This window comes from Streptomyces sp. CC0208 (genome assembly GCF_003443735.1).
GTDB lineage: Bacteria > Actinomycetota > Actinomycetes > Streptomycetales > Streptomycetaceae > Streptomyces > Streptomyces sviceus.
Genome location: NZ_CP031969.1, coordinates 6,274,216 through 6,289,124 on the forward strand (window position 1 = coordinate 6,274,216; position 14,909 = coordinate 6,289,124).

General features: G+C 71.7%; 14 protein-coding genes and 1 riboswitch. Of the genes, 5 read left to right on the plus strand and 9 right to left on the minus strand.

The genetic code is table 11. The features are described from left to right. Positions 1-276: 276 nt before the first annotated feature. The 6 genes from D1369_RS28840 to D1369_RS28865 all read right to left on the minus strand — a co-directional run bounded on the left by D1369_RS28840 (position 277) and on the right by D1369_RS28865 (position 6,949). The gene (locus tag D1369_RS28840; RefSeq protein WP_007381671.1) at positions 277-1,086 is read right to left on the minus strand and encodes an ECF transporter S component; all 810 of its coding nucleotides are present in this window, start codon (positions 1,084-1,086) and stop codon (positions 277-279) included. After that, positions 1,083-2,804, minus strand: a complete 1,722-nt coding sequence (locus D1369_RS28845) for an ABC transporter ATP-binding protein (protein WP_118082678.1) — start codon at positions 2,802-2,804, stop codon at positions 1,083-1,085. Before D1369_RS28845 ends, D1369_RS28840 begins: the two co-directional genes overlap by 4 nt. Then, positions 2,801-3,892 (minus strand): CbiQ family ECF transporter T component, encoded by a 1,092-nt coding sequence (locus D1369_RS28850; RefSeq protein ID WP_118082679.1) that lies wholly within the window; start codon positions 3,890-3,892, stop codon positions 2,801-2,803. The genes D1369_RS28845 and D1369_RS28850 overlap by 4 nt, the downstream gene beginning before the upstream one ends. Continuing rightward, positions 3,882-4,535 (minus strand): SCO2322 family protein, encoded by a 654-nt coding sequence (locus D1369_RS28855; protein WP_007381668.1) that lies wholly within the window; start codon positions 4,533-4,535, stop codon positions 3,882-3,884. The genes D1369_RS28850 and D1369_RS28855 overlap by 11 nt, the downstream gene beginning before the upstream one ends. Then, positions 4,532-5,710 (minus strand): prenyltransferase/squalene oxidase repeat-containing protein, encoded by a 1,179-nt coding sequence (locus D1369_RS28860; RefSeq protein ID WP_037899817.1) that lies wholly within the window; start codon positions 5,708-5,710, stop codon positions 4,532-4,534. Before D1369_RS28860 ends, D1369_RS28855 begins: the two co-directional genes overlap by 4 nt. 213 nt (positions 5,711-5,923) lie before the next feature. Continuing rightward, positions 5,924-6,949 (minus strand): MBL fold metallo-hydrolase, encoded by a 1,026-nt coding sequence (locus D1369_RS28865; protein ID WP_037899814.1) that lies wholly within the window; start codon positions 6,947-6,949, stop codon positions 5,924-5,926. A gap of 167 nt (positions 6,950-7,116) precedes the next feature. On the opposite strand from D1369_RS28865, the gene D1369_RS28870 reads away from it, so the two are divergent. Both D1369_RS28870 and D1369_RS28875 read left to right on the plus strand, forming a co-directional pair. Next, positions 7,117-8,574: an aldehyde dehydrogenase gene (locus tag D1369_RS28870; protein ID WP_007381665.1), complete on the plus strand. Its 1,458-nt coding sequence runs from the start codon at positions 7,117-7,119 to the stop codon at positions 8,572-8,574. 6 nt (positions 8,575-8,580) lie between these two features. Beyond that, on the plus strand, positions 8,581-8,814 hold the full coding sequence (locus D1369_RS28875; RefSeq protein WP_007381664.1) for a ferredoxin: 234 nt from the start codon (positions 8,581-8,583) through the stop codon (positions 8,812-8,814). A 68-nt stretch (positions 8,815-8,882) separates the two neighbouring features. Next, a riboswitch (TPP riboswitch) is annotated at positions 8,883-9,058 on the plus strand. Positions 9,059-9,080: 22 nt separating this feature from the next. Here D1369_RS28875 and D1369_RS28880 read toward each other — a convergent pair. Beyond that, entirely contained in the window at positions 9,081-9,716 is a 636-nt protein-coding gene (locus tag D1369_RS28880; RefSeq protein WP_086023199.1) for a TetR family transcriptional regulator, read from the minus strand. Positions 9,717-9,943: 227 nt separating this feature from the next. Here D1369_RS28880 and D1369_RS28885 point away from each other — a divergent pair, with 227 nt between their 5' ends. Genes D1369_RS28885 through D1369_RS28895 form a run of 3 tightly spaced genes read left to right on the plus strand, consistent with a single transcriptional unit; the run spans position 9,944 to position 13,460 of the window. Then, positions 9,944-11,665, plus strand: a complete 1,722-nt coding sequence (locus D1369_RS28885) for a glycosyltransferase (protein ID WP_007381662.1) — start codon at positions 9,944-9,946, stop codon at positions 11,663-11,665. Further along, the gene (locus D1369_RS28890; RefSeq protein WP_118082680.1) at positions 11,659-12,393 is read left to right on the plus strand and encodes a class I SAM-dependent methyltransferase; all 735 of its coding nucleotides are present in this window, start codon (positions 11,659-11,661) and stop codon (positions 12,391-12,393) included. The genes D1369_RS28885 and D1369_RS28890 overlap by 7 nt, the downstream gene beginning before the upstream one ends. Continuing rightward, on the plus strand, positions 12,390-13,460 hold the full coding sequence (locus D1369_RS28895) for a prenyltransferase/squalene oxidase repeat-containing protein (protein ID WP_118082681.1): 1,071 nt from the start codon (positions 12,390-12,392) through the stop codon (positions 13,458-13,460). Before D1369_RS28890 ends, D1369_RS28895 begins: the two co-directional genes overlap by 4 nt. A 50-nt stretch (positions 13,461-13,510) precedes the next feature. Here the strand turns inward: D1369_RS28895 and D1369_RS28900 are convergent, their stop codons facing one another. Both D1369_RS28900 and D1369_RS28905 read right to left on the minus strand, forming a co-directional pair. Next, on the minus strand, positions 13,511-13,804 hold the full coding sequence (locus tag D1369_RS28900; RefSeq protein ID WP_007381660.1) for a hypothetical protein: 294 nt from the start codon (positions 13,802-13,804) through the stop codon (positions 13,511-13,513). Positions 13,805-13,844: 40 nt separating this feature from the next. Beyond that, complete coding sequence (locus tag D1369_RS28905; protein WP_007381659.1) at positions 13,845-14,855, minus strand: LLM class F420-dependent oxidoreductase; 1,011 nt, start codon at positions 14,853-14,855, stop codon at positions 13,845-13,847. Positions 14,856-14,909: the final 54 nt, after the last annotated feature.

Genomic DNA, 14,909 nt, shown 5'->3' on the forward strand with positions numbered 1-14,909 from the left:
TTTCTTCGGGGACGGTGGTGTCGCTCGCTGCCCCGGGGGACATGCGGCGGCGCCGAGGCCCGTGGGCTTGTCGGCGCCGTGCGACGTCGTCCACAGAAACAGGCTCGGAAGGCGTCCGCAATGACCCCTTTTACTAGTTGTGGTCGAATCGCCGGGAAAGGCCGCCTCTGTGATCTGGCTCTCAAAGCGCAGGTCAGAGGGGGTGCACGATGGGTGTTATGTCGGAAATGCTCCTACTGTTCCCCTTAGTAGGTGAGCTGGGTCATGTGGGGCGCTTCACCGCTCGGGCGCCTCGAATGTGACCTGGGCCTCGAAGGCCGCGCGGCGGGTGGCCCGGCGCAGCGCCCTGAGGAGGGCCGGGCCGAGGGTGAGCGTCAGGACGACGGTGACCACGGCCCGCCCGAGGTCCCAGCCGACGGACGTGGCCAGGCAGTACGCGACGAAACGGGCCAGGTTGGCGGGGACGCCGGCGTGCGGGTCGAAGGAGATGTCCGAGGCGAGGGCGCCCAGGAAGGGCCAGCCGGCCATGTTCATGGCCGTGCCGTAGGCGAAGGCGGCGAAGAAGCCGTAGACGGCCAGAAACCGGACTTCCGTACGGCCCCCCGCGCGGGCGGGCACCGGCAGCAGGCCCGCGCCCATGGTGAACCAGCCCATCGCCAGCATCTGGAACGGCATCCACGGCCCCACCCCGCCCGTGAGCAGGGCGGACGCGAACATCGTGACGTTGCCGAGCGCGAAGCCGAAGCCCGGGCCGAGGACGCGGCCGCTGAGCACCATCAGGAAGAACATCGGCTCGATGCCCGCGGTGCCGGCGCCGATCGGCCGGAGCGCGGCGCCGGTCGCCGCGAGCACACCGAGCATCGCCACCGCCTTGGGGCCCAGCCCCGACTCCGCGAGCGCCGCGGCGACCACCGCGACGAGGAGGACGAGCAGCCCGGCGAAGAGCCAGGGGGCGTCCTGGGCGTGGGTGCCGACCTGGGAGGTGGGCGGGGCGAGGAAGGGCCAGCCGAAGGCGGCGACGCCCACGGCGCTGACCAGGGCGAGGGTGAGGACGGAACGAGGGCCGAGGTGGACGGCTCGGGTCATGACAGGGCCTTTCGCACCTGCGGGACGGTGAGCCATCGCTGAGGGGCCAGGATCTTGCTGACCTGCGGGGCGAAGGAGGGGGAGGACGTGATGACGTCCGTCACCGGGCCGTCGGCGATCACCTCGCCGTCGGCCAGCAGGATCACCCGGTGGGCGAGTTCGGCGGCGAGTTCCACGTCGTGGGTGGCCAGCATGATCGCGTGGCCGCCGGCGGCGAGTTCCTGGAGCAGGCGGACGAGACGGGCCTTCGCCGCGTAGTCCAGGCCGCGGGTCGGTTCGTCGAGGAGCAGGAGGGGCGGGCGCGCGGTCAGGACCACGGCGAGGGCGAGGGCGAGCCGCTGACCTTCGGAGAGGTCGCGGGGGTGGGTGTCGTCGGTCACGCCGGGGAGGAGGTCGGTGACGAGAGCGCGGCAGGTGCCGGGTGCCGCGTGGGCGTCGGTGTCGGCGGCGTGGCACTCGGCGGCGACGGTGTCCGCGTAGAGGAGGTCCCGGGGTTCCTGGGGGACCAGGCCCACTCGGCGGACGAGGTCCCGGGGCGGGGTGCGGTGGGGTGGGGCGCCGCTGACCCGGACTGTGCCGGTGCTCGGTGCCACGAGCCCTACCAGGGAGTTGAGGAGGGTGGACTTTCCGGCGCCGTTGCGGCCCATGAGGGCGATGGTCTCGCCGGGGGTGATGGTGAGGTCGATGTGGCGCAGGGCCTGGACGTGGGCTCGGCAGACGGAGAGGGCCGTGACATCGGCGAGGTTTGGTGCCTGTGGGGTGGAGCGGTTGTGGAACGCCCGCCTTCGGCGCGGCGTTCCGTGGTTCCCACCCGCACCACCTGTTTCGCTTTCGTTGGCGGGTGGCCCCGGTAGGGCAGTCCCGCCGTCGGCGGCCGCGGGTGCGTTGCCTGTCGGTACCCGTCCGGCCAGTCGGTTCCTCAGGCCCTCCGCCCTGCGCCGTGCGTCCCGCACTGTCAGCGGCAGCGGCGCCCAGCCCGCCAGCCGGCCCAGGTCCACCACCGGCGGATACACCGGGGACACGGCCATCATCTCGGCCGGAGTGCCCACCCGCAGGGGTGCGCGCGGGGCCGGCAGGAGGGCCACCTGGTCGGCGTACTGGATGACGCGTTCCAGGCGGTGTTCGGCCATGAGGACCGTGGTGCCCAGGTCGTGGACCAGACGTTGGAGGACGGCCAGGACCTCCTCCGCCGCCGCGGGGTCCAGGGCCGAGGTCGGCTCGTCCAGGACCAGGACGTCGGGGTGCGGGGTGAGGACCGAGCCGATCGCCACGCGCTGCTGCTGGCCGCCGGAGAGGGTGGCCAGCGGGCGGTCACGCAGCGGAGCCAGGCCCAGCAGGTCCAGGGTCTCCTCCACCCGACGCCGCATCACCGTCGGCGGCAGACCCAACGACTCCATCCCGTAGGCGAGTTCGTCCTCCACGGTGTCCGTCACGAAGTGGGACAGCGGGTCCTGGCCCACCGTGCCGACCACGTCGGCCAGTTCACGGGGCTTGTGGGTACGGGTTTCGCGGCCGGCCACCGTGACCCGGCCGCGCAGGGTGCCGCCGGTGAAGTGCGGGACGAGACCGCCGACCGCGCCGAGGACCGTGGACTTGCCGACCCCCGACGGGCCCACGAGCAGCACGAGTTCACCCTCGGGTACGTCGAAGTCGATGCCCTGGATGGTGGGTTCGGACGCCCCGTCGTACGTCACGGAGACATCCTCGAAGCGGATCACGACGACGGCTCCTTGGGGGCGGGGGCGAGGAAGGCCGGCAGCAGGCCGAGGAGGACCGCCGCGGCCGGCCACAGGGGGAGGACGGGGGCGACGAGCGGCACCACGCCGGGGTGCAGGGCGACCGGGTCGGCGACGCTCGCGAGGAACATCACCGCCGCGACGGCCGCGCCGGAACCGGCGACCAGGAGGGACCGGGTGGTCCAGCGGTCCGGGCGGTACCGGGTGCGCGGGGTGCGGCGGCCGCCAAGACGCAGACCCGCGAGGGCCGCGGCGAGCCCGGCGAGGAGCACGGGGACCCCGTACGTGCCGCCTTCGGCGGTGAGAAGTCCGTACGTTCCCGCGCAGACGCCGAGCAGGCCGCCGAGGGTGAGCGCGGCGGTCGTACGGCGGACTCGGGACGGGACCTCGGCGGTACGACCGTAGCCGCGGGCGTCCATCGCCGCGGCGAGCGCGACGGAGCGTTCCAACGCGCCCTCCAGGACCGGGAGTCCGACCTGGAGGAGACCGCGGATGCCGGTGTCCGGGCGGCCCCGGAGGCGGCGGGCGGCGCGCAGGCGTTGGACGTCGGCGATGAGATGGGGGGCGAAGGTGAGGGCCACCACCACGGCCACGCCGAGTTCGTAGAGCGCGCCGGGCAGGGACTTGAGGAGCCGGTGAGGGTTGGCGAGGGCGTTCGCCGCGCCGACGCAGACGAGGAGGGTGGCCAGTTTCAGGCCGTCGTAGAGCGCGAAGACGAGGGCCTCCGCCGTGAGCCTGCCCCCCAGGCGGATGCCCTGGGACCAGTCGGGCAGGGGGAGTTCAGGGAGGGTGACGAGCACATGGGTGCCGGGGACGGGCGAGCCGAGGACGACCGCGAAGAGGAGACGGACGAGGAGCACGGCGAGGGCCAGCCTGAGGAACGCGGTGTAGGAGTGGGACCAGGGGGCCGGGCGGCGGCAGGTCGCCACCACGTAGGCGGAGACGACGACGAGGAGGGCGAGGAGAAGGGGGTTGGTGGTGCGGGTGGCCGCGATCCCGAGGGAGAGGGACCAGAGCCACCAGGCGCCGGGGTGCGGGGACACGGACCGGGCGGGTGAACTACGGGGCATTCCCGCGCCGCCTCGTCTGCCACACCGCAGCCGCACCCAGTACGACGATCGCTGCCAGACCCGCGAACAGGCCGACGGACGGACCGGAGCCCGACGCGCTCCTCTTCGCACCGGTCCCCTTCTCGGCGTTCCCCTTCTCCGCGTGCTCCGCGACCGGCTCCCCGCACCCCGTCTCCGGATACCCCGAGACCGCGCACAACAGGGCGTTCGTGCTGTACCGGAGAGGTTCGGCGACCGACGCCAGGGCCTCTGCCGTGGTCGCGTCCCGGGGGACCGACGCGCACTCCGTGCGGGCCGCCGGGGGTGTCTCGCCGGACGGGGCGTCCGCGGCCGTACCGAAGTCGAGGACCAGGGCCACTCGTTTACGGCCTTCCCGTGCGGGCGTGTCCGCACAGATCCCCGTGAACGACGCAGGCCCGCGGGGCTTCGTCGCGTCCGACGAGTCCTCGCTCACCGCGAAGCGGAAGCCCTGGACGTCTCCGTCGGAGGGGACCGCGGTCGAGGGGCCCTGGGTGGCATAGGTCCAGGTCGTGCCGGTGCGGTCCCAGAAGGACCAGTAGCGGTACCCGGTGGCGTGGGCCGGGCCCACGGTGGCCAGGAGGACGCCCGCCACGAAGGAGAGGAGGACTGTCCGGCGGATCACGGCCGCTTCCTCTTGTTGCGGCTGCTGAGCAGGAAGCCGATGCCCGCGCCGGCCGCGAGACCCGCGCCGATCATCCACCACACGGAGGTGCCGGAGTCCTCCTGGGACGCGGTGGTCACCGGCTCCGGTCCCGTCGCGGTCAGCTCCTTCACCAGGTCCGTGCCGCCGAAGTCGCCCGGGTCCGCGCCACCCGCCTCGGCGGCGAGGATCAGCTGGGCGTATCCCGCCGGGCCGCTCTGCGCGGCCCACTTCGCGGAGTTCCGCTCCAGCCACGCCAGCGGCCCCCGCGCGGCCCCGGTACCGCCCTGCACGGCGAGGGCGACGACCGCGTCCGCCGTGTTGCCGTAGTCGGGCTGGTCCTCGGCGCCGGGGAGGACGGACTTCAGGTAGCCGTCCTTCGCGACCGCCCCGGCGAGGAAGGAGGCTCCGTTGGCCGCGGCCCGCTCAGGGGTGCGGTCCGGGGTGTCGGCGCAGGTGGTCTCCTCGCCGGTGTCGGCCCGCGCCGTCACGAAGTTCGTTCCGAGCGCGGCGACGACCGCCGCCGCCGTCGCGTCCGCGTTGGCCCTGAGCTTGCCCTTCTTGTCCGGCTGGTAGGCGAAGGCGCCCCCCTCGGCACACCGCAGGGACAGCTTCAGCAGGGCGTCGTAGGGCGACTTCGCGCCGTTGCGGATCGTCGAGACGGGGGTGTGCTGGGTGATGAGCGCGCCGATCACCACGGACGTCGAGTTGGCGTCGCTGGCCCCGCCGGGGGCGAAGCCCCAGCCGCCGTCCTTGTTCTGGACGGACTTCAGCCAGGCCACCGCCTTCGTGACCGCGCCGCCGTGCCCGCCGACCACGGACAGGGCCTGTGCGGCGACGGCGGTGCTGTTGGTGTCGACCATCAGCTTGGCGTCGCAGGCCTTCGCCGGATTCGCGCGGAAGGCCGGGAACGCCCCGTTCGCGCACTGCTGTTCGGCGAGCCAGTCGACGGCCGCGGGGGCGGGCTGCGCGTGCGCTCGGTACAGGGCGATCAGCGCGAGCGACTGCCGCCAGACCCCGTCGTACGTGGGGTCGCTGCTGCCGTACAGCCCCGAGGGCAGGGACGGTGACGGGGACGGGGAAGCGGCGACGGCGGGCGTGGCCGTGCCGATCACCACGGTGGCGGCCAGGACCGCGGCGCTGCGGCGGACGTTCATGATCGGCGGATGCCCTTCTCCCTGTGGAGCGCCGGGCAGCACGGGAGGACCCCGGGCGGCTCGGCTCCGTATACCTCGACGGTGCCGCACACCGGCCGGTCTCCCAGGCCCTTGCGGCACTGGGGGAGGGGGCGTGCCGGAATTGCACCGGCTTCCCCCCGTACGGCATGTGATGACGACCCGGCTACTCTACTCGCCCGTAGGAAAGCGGCTTCAGGTGGCCACGTACGTCACCGGATCGCTCCCCGGCACCGCCTCCGCGTGCCCCAGCTTCACCAGCCGCCGCAGATGCGCCTCGGCCTCCGAGACCGCGATGTTCCGTGATCCGTAGGGGATCTGCTCCCAGGGCCGGTTCCACTCCATGCGCACGGCGAGCTGCCAGGGGGTGAGGGGCTTGGCGAGGAGGGAGCGCAGGTCGGTGAGGCGTTCCTCGTGGTGGGCGAGCAACTCCCGCACCCGGGCGCTCGCGTCGGTGAAGACGTGCTGGTGGGCGGGGAGGACCTCGGCGGGGGCGAGCCGTCCGACGCGTTCCAGGGAGTCGAGATAGTCGCCGAGGGGGTCGGTCACGGTGGCGTCGTCGGGGTCCTCGTACAGGCCGATGTGCGGGGTGATCTCGGGGAGCAGATGGTCGCCGGAGAACAACCGCCCGTGGCCCGCGAGCCGGGCCGGGTGCTCCTCCTCCAGGTGCAGGCAGACATGGCCGGGCGTGTGTCCCGGGGTCCAGATCGCGCGGAGCCGGCGGCCGGGGAGGTCGAGAAGTTCACCGGGGACGATCTCGCGATCGGGCAACGCGGGGGAGAAGCCCGGGAGTTCACGGCGGCGCGCGCTGCGCAGGGGGGCGATGTGTTCCTCGGGGGCGCCCGCGGCCTCCAGCTTGACCGTCATGTAGGTGAACCAGCGCTCGGCCCGGGTCTCCCGGGTGCGCCGCACGATCGCGGAGTCCGCCGCGTGCATCGCGATCCAGGCCCCGGATGCCTCCCGCACCTTGCCGGAGAGGCCGTGGTGGTCGGGGTGGTGGTGGGTGATGACCACGCCGTGGATCTCGCCGACGTCGGTCCCGCACGCGGCCAGCCCCTCGGCGAGGGTGTCCCAGGAGTCCGGGTCGTCCCAGCCGGTGTCGACCAGCACCGGCCCCCGGTCGGTGTCGACGACGTACACCAGCGTGTGGCCGAGGGGGTTGTCGGGGATGGGCACCTGGACGGACCGGACGCCTCCGCCGTGGTCGTGCACCTGCGCCATGAGTTCCCCAATCACCGCGTTCCCAGCACTATAACTAGAACGGGTTTCGACGGTAGCCCGAGGTCACCAACAGCCGTGGTGTGCGGCCCGTGGACTCCTCGGAGGGGAACTGGTATCAGTTCCGTATCTGATGGTTCGTCAGCAAGCCGTCCTGGGAGGCGTTCGCCATGGCCGAGCTCGTGGAACACGGACAGCTGTTCATCGGCGGGGAGTTGACCGACCCCCTGGGCGAGGACGTCATCGAGGTGATCTCCCCGCACACCGAGGAGGTCATCGGACGGGTGCCGCACGCCTCGCGCGCGGACGTGGACGCGGCGGTCGCCGCCGCACGCACCGCCTTCGACGAGGGGCCCTGGCCACGGATGTCGCTCGACGAGCGCATCGAGGTCGTGACGAGGATCAAGGACGCGATCGCCGTACGGCACGAGGAGATCGCCCGTGTGATCTCCTCCGAGAACGGCTCCCCGTACTCCTGGAGCGTCCTCGCGCAGGCCCTCGGCGCGATGATGGTCTGGGACTCGGCGATCACGGTCGCCCGGAACTTCACCTACGAGGAGCAGCGCGACGGAGTCCTCGGCCGCATCCTCGTGCGCCGCGAGCCGGTCGGGGTCGTGGCCGCCGTGGTGCCGTGGAACGTCCCGCAGTTCGTCGCCGCCGCCAAGCTCGCCCCGGCGCTGCTCACCGGCTGCACGGTGGTGCTCAAGCCGTCGCCCGAGTCACCGCTGGACGCCTACATCCTGGCCGAGATCACCAAGGAGGCCGGGCTGCCGGAGGGCGTCCTGTCCATCCTCCCGGCCGACCGCGAGGTCAGCGAGTACCTGGTCGGGCACCCGGGGATCGACAAGGTCTCCTTCACCGGGTCGGTGGGCGCGGGCAAGCGGGTGATGGAGGTCGCCGCCCGCAACCTCACGCGCGTGACGCTGGAGTTGGGCGGGAAGTCGGCGGCCGTGGTCCTGCCGGACGCGGACGTCGAGGCGGCCGTCGCCGGGATCGTCCCGTCCGCCTGGATGAACAACGGACAGGCCTGCGTGGCCCAGACCCGTATCCTGCTGCCCCGCTCCCGCTACGACGAGTTCGCCGAGGCCCTTGCCGCGGCGGCGAGTTCCCTGGTCGTCGGCGATCCGCTCGACCCCGCTACCCAGGTCGGCCCCCTGGTCGCCGAACGTCAGCAGCGCCGCAACCTCGACTACATCAGGATCGGCCAGGAGGAGGGCGCCAAGATCCTGACCGGCGGCGGACGCCCGGCCGGCCTGGACCGCGGCTGGTACGTCGAACCGACGCTCTTCGGGGACGTGGACAACTCGATGCGGATCGCGCGCGAGGAGATCTTCGGCCCGGTGATCTGCCTGCTGCCCTACGGCGACGAGTCCGAGGCCGTGAAGATCGCCAACGACTCGGACTACGGCCTCTCCGGCAGCGTGTGGACGGCCGACGTCGAGCGCGGGATCGAGGTGGCCCGCCAGGTCCGTACCGGCACCTACAACGTCAACACCTTCAGCCTCGACATGCTCGGCCCGTTCGGCGGCTACAAGAACTCCGGCCTGGGAAGGGAGTTCGGTCCGGAGGGATATGGCGAGTACCTGGAGCACAAGATGATCCATTTGCCGGCCGGCTGGGAGGGGTGAAGGGCGATGGGGGACCGCTGGCTCGTCGAGGTCGACCGCTCCCTGTGCATCGGCTCCGCGCAGTGCGTGCACACCGCCCCCGAGGGCTTCCGCCTGGACACCGCCCGTCAGTCCCACCCCGCCGACCCGGAGACCGACGCCAACGAGAAGATCCTGGCGGCGGCGGAGAACTGCCCGGTGGAGGCCATCATGATCAGGCTGCTGGGGAGCGGGGAGGCGGTGTTCCCGCCCGAGGAGTAGGGGTCGAGAAAATCATGATGTGAGGGGTTCTATTCCCGGACGAACGTTCTATTCTGGACATAGGCCTACGAGGCGAGTGAGGGAGTCCGACCGAAGTAGCCGACTCAGGCGAGATGTGAAAGCTTCCGCCAGGGCCGACGTCGACGGTAGGGCTGAGAGGCCGGAGAGCAGCGGGAAGGCTCGACGGCGACCCCCGGAACCTGATCCGGACCATACCGGCGAAGGGAACCCGTCTCGTAGGTCGTTCACGCGTGCGTGCGGGCTCGTCAGGATCGCGGTTCCGTGAGGTCGATCAGGCGGCACACCGTCTCGATGTCGATCTTCACCTGGGCGATGGAGGCGCGGCCCGAGAGCCAGGTGATCAGCGCGGAGTGCCAGGTGTGCTCGATGACGCGGACCGCGGAGAGCTGCTCGGGCGTCGGGTCCGCGAGCCCCATGGCGTCCAGGATGATCAGCGTGGTCTGGTGGGAGACCTGGTCGACCTCCGGGCTCACGCTGCGGTCCGCGAAGGTCAGCGCACGGACCATCGCGTCGGCCAGGTGCGGTTCGCGCTGGAGGGCGCGGAAGGCCCGCATCAGGGTCTCCGCGACCCGCTCGGCGGCCGTCTCGCCCTGGGGCGGCTTCTTGCGGAGCGTGCCGTGCATGTGTTCCAGCTGGTCCTGCATGGTGGCGACCAGCAGGTGGATCTTGGAGGGGAAGTAGCGGTAGAGGGTGCCGAGCGCCACCTGCGAGGACTCCGCGACCTCCCGCATCTGCACCGCGTCGAACCCGCCCCGGCTCGCCAACTGCGCGCTCGCGTGCAGGATGCGGCGGCGCCGGGCCTCCTGCCGCTCGGTCAGCGCCGGCGCGTCGGGTCGTGCGGTACTGGCTTCCACTCCGGCCGACTTGGCCACCTTGTCCACCTTGGGTTCCGTGACAGTCCGTGAGGGCTCGCGATCACACAGCATGGCAGGGTGCCGGGCCGTGGCGCGGTCGCGGCGTTCGTGGCGTGAATCACCTGATCCACCGCTCACAGGGCCCTTACCTGCCGGTAGATTCAGAGCCTCCTGAACGATCAAGTCTGAAACTTGTTCTAGATTACCGTCTCGTCGTAATCTCGCGGGACAGTGCAGGCAGAAGGGGGCCCAGAGTGACCGCTGAGGCCAGTCAGGCCGGGCCCTCGAAGGACCCGGCCGCAGACGGCGAGCGACCGCTCCGTATCGCGCTCCTCACCTACAAAGGGAACCCGTTCTGCGGCGGGCAGGGCGTCTATGTACGGCACCTCTCGCGTGAACTGGCCCGCCTCGGCCACCGCGTCGAGGTCATCGGCTCCCAGCCCTACCCGGTCCTCGACCCGGGCTACGACGGTCTGAGCCTGACCGAGCTGCCGAGCCTGGACCTCTACCGCTCCCCGGACCCCTTCCGCACCCCGCGGCGCGACGAGTTCCGGGACTGGATCGACGCTCTGGAAGTCGCCACGATGTGGACCGGCGGCTTCCCCGAGCCGCTCACCTTCTCCCTGCGGGCCCGACGCCATCTCCGGGCCCGCAGCGGTGAGTTCGACGTGATCCACGACAACCAGACCCTCGGCTACGGCCTGCTGGGCGACGTGGGCGCGCCGCTGGTGACCACCATCCACCACCCCATCACCGTGGACCGGCAGTTGGAGCTGGACGCGGCCGAGGGCTGGCAGCAGCGGCTGTCCAAGCGCCGCTGGTACTCCTTCACGCGCATGCAGAAGCGGGTGGCGCGCCGCCTCCCGTCGGTCCTCACCGTCTCCGGCACCTCCCGCCAGGAGATCGTCGACCAGCTGGGTGTCCGCGACGACCGCATCCACGTCGTCCACATCGGTGCCGACACCGACCAGTTCTCGCCGGATCCCTCGGTGCCCGTCGTGCCCGACCGGATCGTCACCACCTCCAGTGCGGACGTCCCCCTCAAGGGGCTGGTCTTCCTCGTCGAGGCGCTGGCGAAGGTGCGTACGGAACACCCCGGGGCGCATGTGGTCGTCGTGGGCAAGCGGCCCACGGAGGGTCCGGTCGCCGCCGCGATCGAGCGCTACGGCCTCGAAGGCGCCGTCGACTTCGTCAAGGGCATCTCGGACGCCGAACTGGTCGACCTGGTCCGCTCGGCGGAGGTGGCCTGCGTGCCGTCGCTCTACGAGGGCTTCTCCCTGCCGGCCGCCGAGGCCATGGCGACCGGCACCCCGCTGGTCGCGACCACGGGCGGCGCGATCCCCGAGGTCGCCGGCCGCGACGGCGAGACCTGCCTCGCGGTACCGCCGGGCGACTCCGGCGCCCTGGCGGTGGCGCTGAGCCGACTGCTGGGCGACCCGGACCTGCGGGCCCGACTCGGGGCGGCGGGACGCGAGCGCGTACTCGCCCGTTTCACCTGGGCACGCGCCGCCGAGGGAACGGTCACCAGATACCGAGAGGCGATGGCCGACGCCACGACGGGCACCACGCCCGCTCCGACGACGGCCCCGTCCCGCTCGGCGGTTCCGGGCGACGGTCACTCCACGGTTCCGGCCAACCCGGCGAAGGGCTCGGCCGGTTCGGTGACCTCGGAGCACGGTCGTTCGGCGGTTCCGGGCCAGGATCGGTCCGCGGTTCCGGCTCGCTCGGTGGCGGACCCGTCCCGGTCGGCGGCCTCGGCCCACCCGCGCTCGGCGGACCCGGATCACGGGCGCTCCGCGGCTCCCGCGAGTCGTCCTGCGGACGTCGTGGCGGGGGAGGGCGGTGAGGCGGGTGCCGACGCCGCTCCGGCGCCCTCGAACAACGCCGTATCCGCCCTCGGCTCCTCGAAGACCACTGCCCCCGCAGCCCCCACCAGTGACACCGGTGTCTATCCCGAAAGCAGGGCCACGTGCTGACCGTCGACTTCTCCAGGTTCCCGCTCGCGCCGGGTGACCGCGTCCTGGACCTCGGATGCGGGGCCGGCCGGCACGCCTTCGAGTGCTACCGGCGCGGCGCGCAGGTCGTGGCCCTGGACCAGAACGCCGACGAAATCCGCGAGGTCGCCACCTGGTTCGCGGCGATGAAAGAGGCCGGGGAGGCCCCCGAGGGTGCCACCGCGACGGCGATGGAGGGCGACGCGCTGGCCCTCCCCTTCCCCGACGAGTCCTTCGACGTCGTGATCATCTCCGAGGTGATGGAGCACATCCCCGACGACAAGGGCGTACTCGCCGAGATGGTCCGGGTGTTGAAGCCCGGCGGCCGGATCGCCATCACCGTCCCGCGCTACGGCCCCGAGAAGGTCTGCTGGGCCCTGTCCGACGCCTACCACGAGGTCGAGGGCGGCCACATCCGCATCTACAAGGCGGACGAACTGCTCGCGAAGATCCGCGAGGCCGGCCTCAAGCCCTACGGCACCCACCACGCGCACGCCCTGCACTCACCGTACTGGTGGCTGAAGTGCGCGTTCGGCGTCGACAACGACAAGGCGCTGCCGGTGCAGGCGTACCACAAGCTGCTGGTCTGGGACATCATGAAGAAACCGCTGGCCACCCGGGTCGCCGAACAGGCGCTGAACCCGCTGATAGGCAAGAGCTTCGTGGCCTACGCGACCAAGCCGCACCTCCCCCGGGTGGACGCCAAGTGACGACCCCCCGGACAGAACACCTCGTCCTGCCCGGGGTCCTCACCGCCGAGCAGGCCGCCGCGACCGTCGCCGGCATCCTGGCCGTGCAGCGGGAGGACGGGGCGATCCCGTGGTTCCGCGGGCACCACCTCGATCCGTGGGACCACACCGAGGCCGCGATGGCACTGGACGCGGCGGGCGAGCACGAGGCGGCCGAGCGCGCCTACGAGTGGCTCGCACGCCACCAGAACGAGGACGGTTCCTGGTACGCCGCGTACCAGGACGGGCACTTCGCGGAGGTCACCGACCGCGGGCGCGAGACCAACTTCGTCGCCTACATAGCCGTAGGAGTGTGGCACCACTACCTCTCCACCGGCGACGACACGTTCCTCGACCGGATGTGGCCGACGGTGTACGCGGCGATGGAGTTCGTCCTCGGGCTCCAGCAGCCCGGCGGGCAGATCGGGTGGAAGCGGGAGGACGACGGCAGGCCCGTCAACGACGGCCTGCTCACCGGATCCTCCTCCATCCACCACGCGCTGCGGTGCGCGCTCGCGATCGCCGAACAGCGCGAAGAGCCGCAGCCCGACTGGGAGTTGGCGGTCGGCGCGCTACGGCATGCGATTCGCAGGCACCCGGAACGCTTCCTCGACAAGGACCGCTACTCCATGGACTGGTACTACCCGGTCCTGGGCGGGGCGTTGACCGGTGCGGAGGCCAAGTCCCGTATCGAGGACGGCTGGGAGCGGTTCGTCGTACCCGGTCTCGGGGTGCGCTGTGTCGTCCCCAACCCATGGGTCACGGGCGGGGAGTCGGCCGAACTCGCCCTGGCCCTGTGGGTCACGGGCGAGTCCGACCGGGCCCTGGAGATCCTCCAGTCGATCCAGCATCTGCGGGACGCGGACAGCGGCCTGTACTGGACCGGGTACGTGTTCGATGACGGGGCGGTGTGGCCACGGGAGCTGACCACCTGGACCGCGGGGTCACTGCTGCTCGCCGTCGCCGCGCTGGGCGGCCACGAGGCCACCTGCGCGGTGTTCGCCGGCGACCGCCTGCCGCTGGGTCTCGACCCGGACTGCTGCGCCTGACCAGCCACGAGGGCGCCGCAGACGATGACGGCACCCCCACAGCGGAGCGCTCAGTGGCGGTGGGCCCGGTTGGCGATGGCGTGGCCCACGAACAGGTAGACCACCGCTGCCAGGCCGTAGCCCGCGACGACCCGGGCCCATGCCTCGTCGAAGGTGAACAGGTCGTAGGACCAGCCGGCGAGCCAGCGAGCGGCATCGTGGATGAACTGCACGAAGTCGTTCGCACGGTTGGCGTCCAGCAGGTACATCAGGATCCACAGGCCCAGGATGAGGGCCATGATGTCGGCGACGATCGCTATGACCGTCCCGGCTGAATTGGCACCACGGCGCGTATGAGTGGACATGGTGTTCGAATGGCCGCGATTTCTCCGGCGAAACCTGGCGTCACGCGTTGAGCTCCGCCAGCACCCGTAGCGACCGACGGTCCGGGGCCAGCGCCAGCAGGTCCGTCACCGGGCCCTTGCGCCACGACTCCAGCCGCTCGGCGATGCGTTCGCGCGGGCCGACCAGGGAGATCTCGTCGGCGAACGCGTCCGGCACGGCGAGCACGGCCTCCTCGCGACGGCCTTCGAGGAACAGCCGCTGGATCCGGCGGGCCTCGTCCTCGTATCCCATACGGGCCATCAGGTCGGCGTGGAAGTTGCGGGCCGCGTGGCCCATTCCGCCGATGTAGAAGCCGAGCATCGTCTTGACGGGCAGCAGCCCCTCGGCCACGTCGTCGCAGACCCGCACCTGGGCCATGGGGGCGACGAGGAAGCCCTCCGGTGCCTCGGCGAGCGCGTCCCCGTAGACCTCGGGCCGGTTCGGCGACCAGTACAGCGGCAGCCAGCCGTCGGCGATCCGGGTGGTCTGGGCGACGTTCTTCGGACCCTCCGCGCCCAGCAGGATCGGCAGATCGGCGCGCAGGGGATGGGTGATCGGCTTCAGCGCCTTGCCCAGCCCGCTGCCGTCCGGGCCTTGGTAGGGGTGCGAGTGGAAGCGGCCGTTCACCTCCACCGGCGCCGCACGCCTCAGCACCTGCCGTACGACGTCGACGTACTCCCGGGTCGCGGTCAGCGGCGACTTGGGGAACGGACGGCCGTACCAGCCCTCGACGACCTGCGGCCCGGACAGTCCGAGGCCGAGCATGACCCGCCCGCCGGAGAGATGGTCCAGGGTGAGGGCGTGCATGGCGGTCGTGGTCGGCGACCGGGCGGCCATCTGCGCAACGGCCGTGCCCAGCCTGATCGTTGACGTCCGTGCCGCGATCCAGGTGAGCGGGGTGAACGCGTCCGAGCCCCACGACTCGGCCGTCCACACCGAGTGATAGCCGAGCCGCTCCGCCTCCTGGGCCAGCGGGACATGGTCGGGGGAGGGGCCACGGCCCCAGTAACCGAGCGCAAGGCCGAGTCGCACGACGCCTCCTGACGGTCTGTCAGCTCTGCGGGACCGCTCGCGAATGTACGGCAA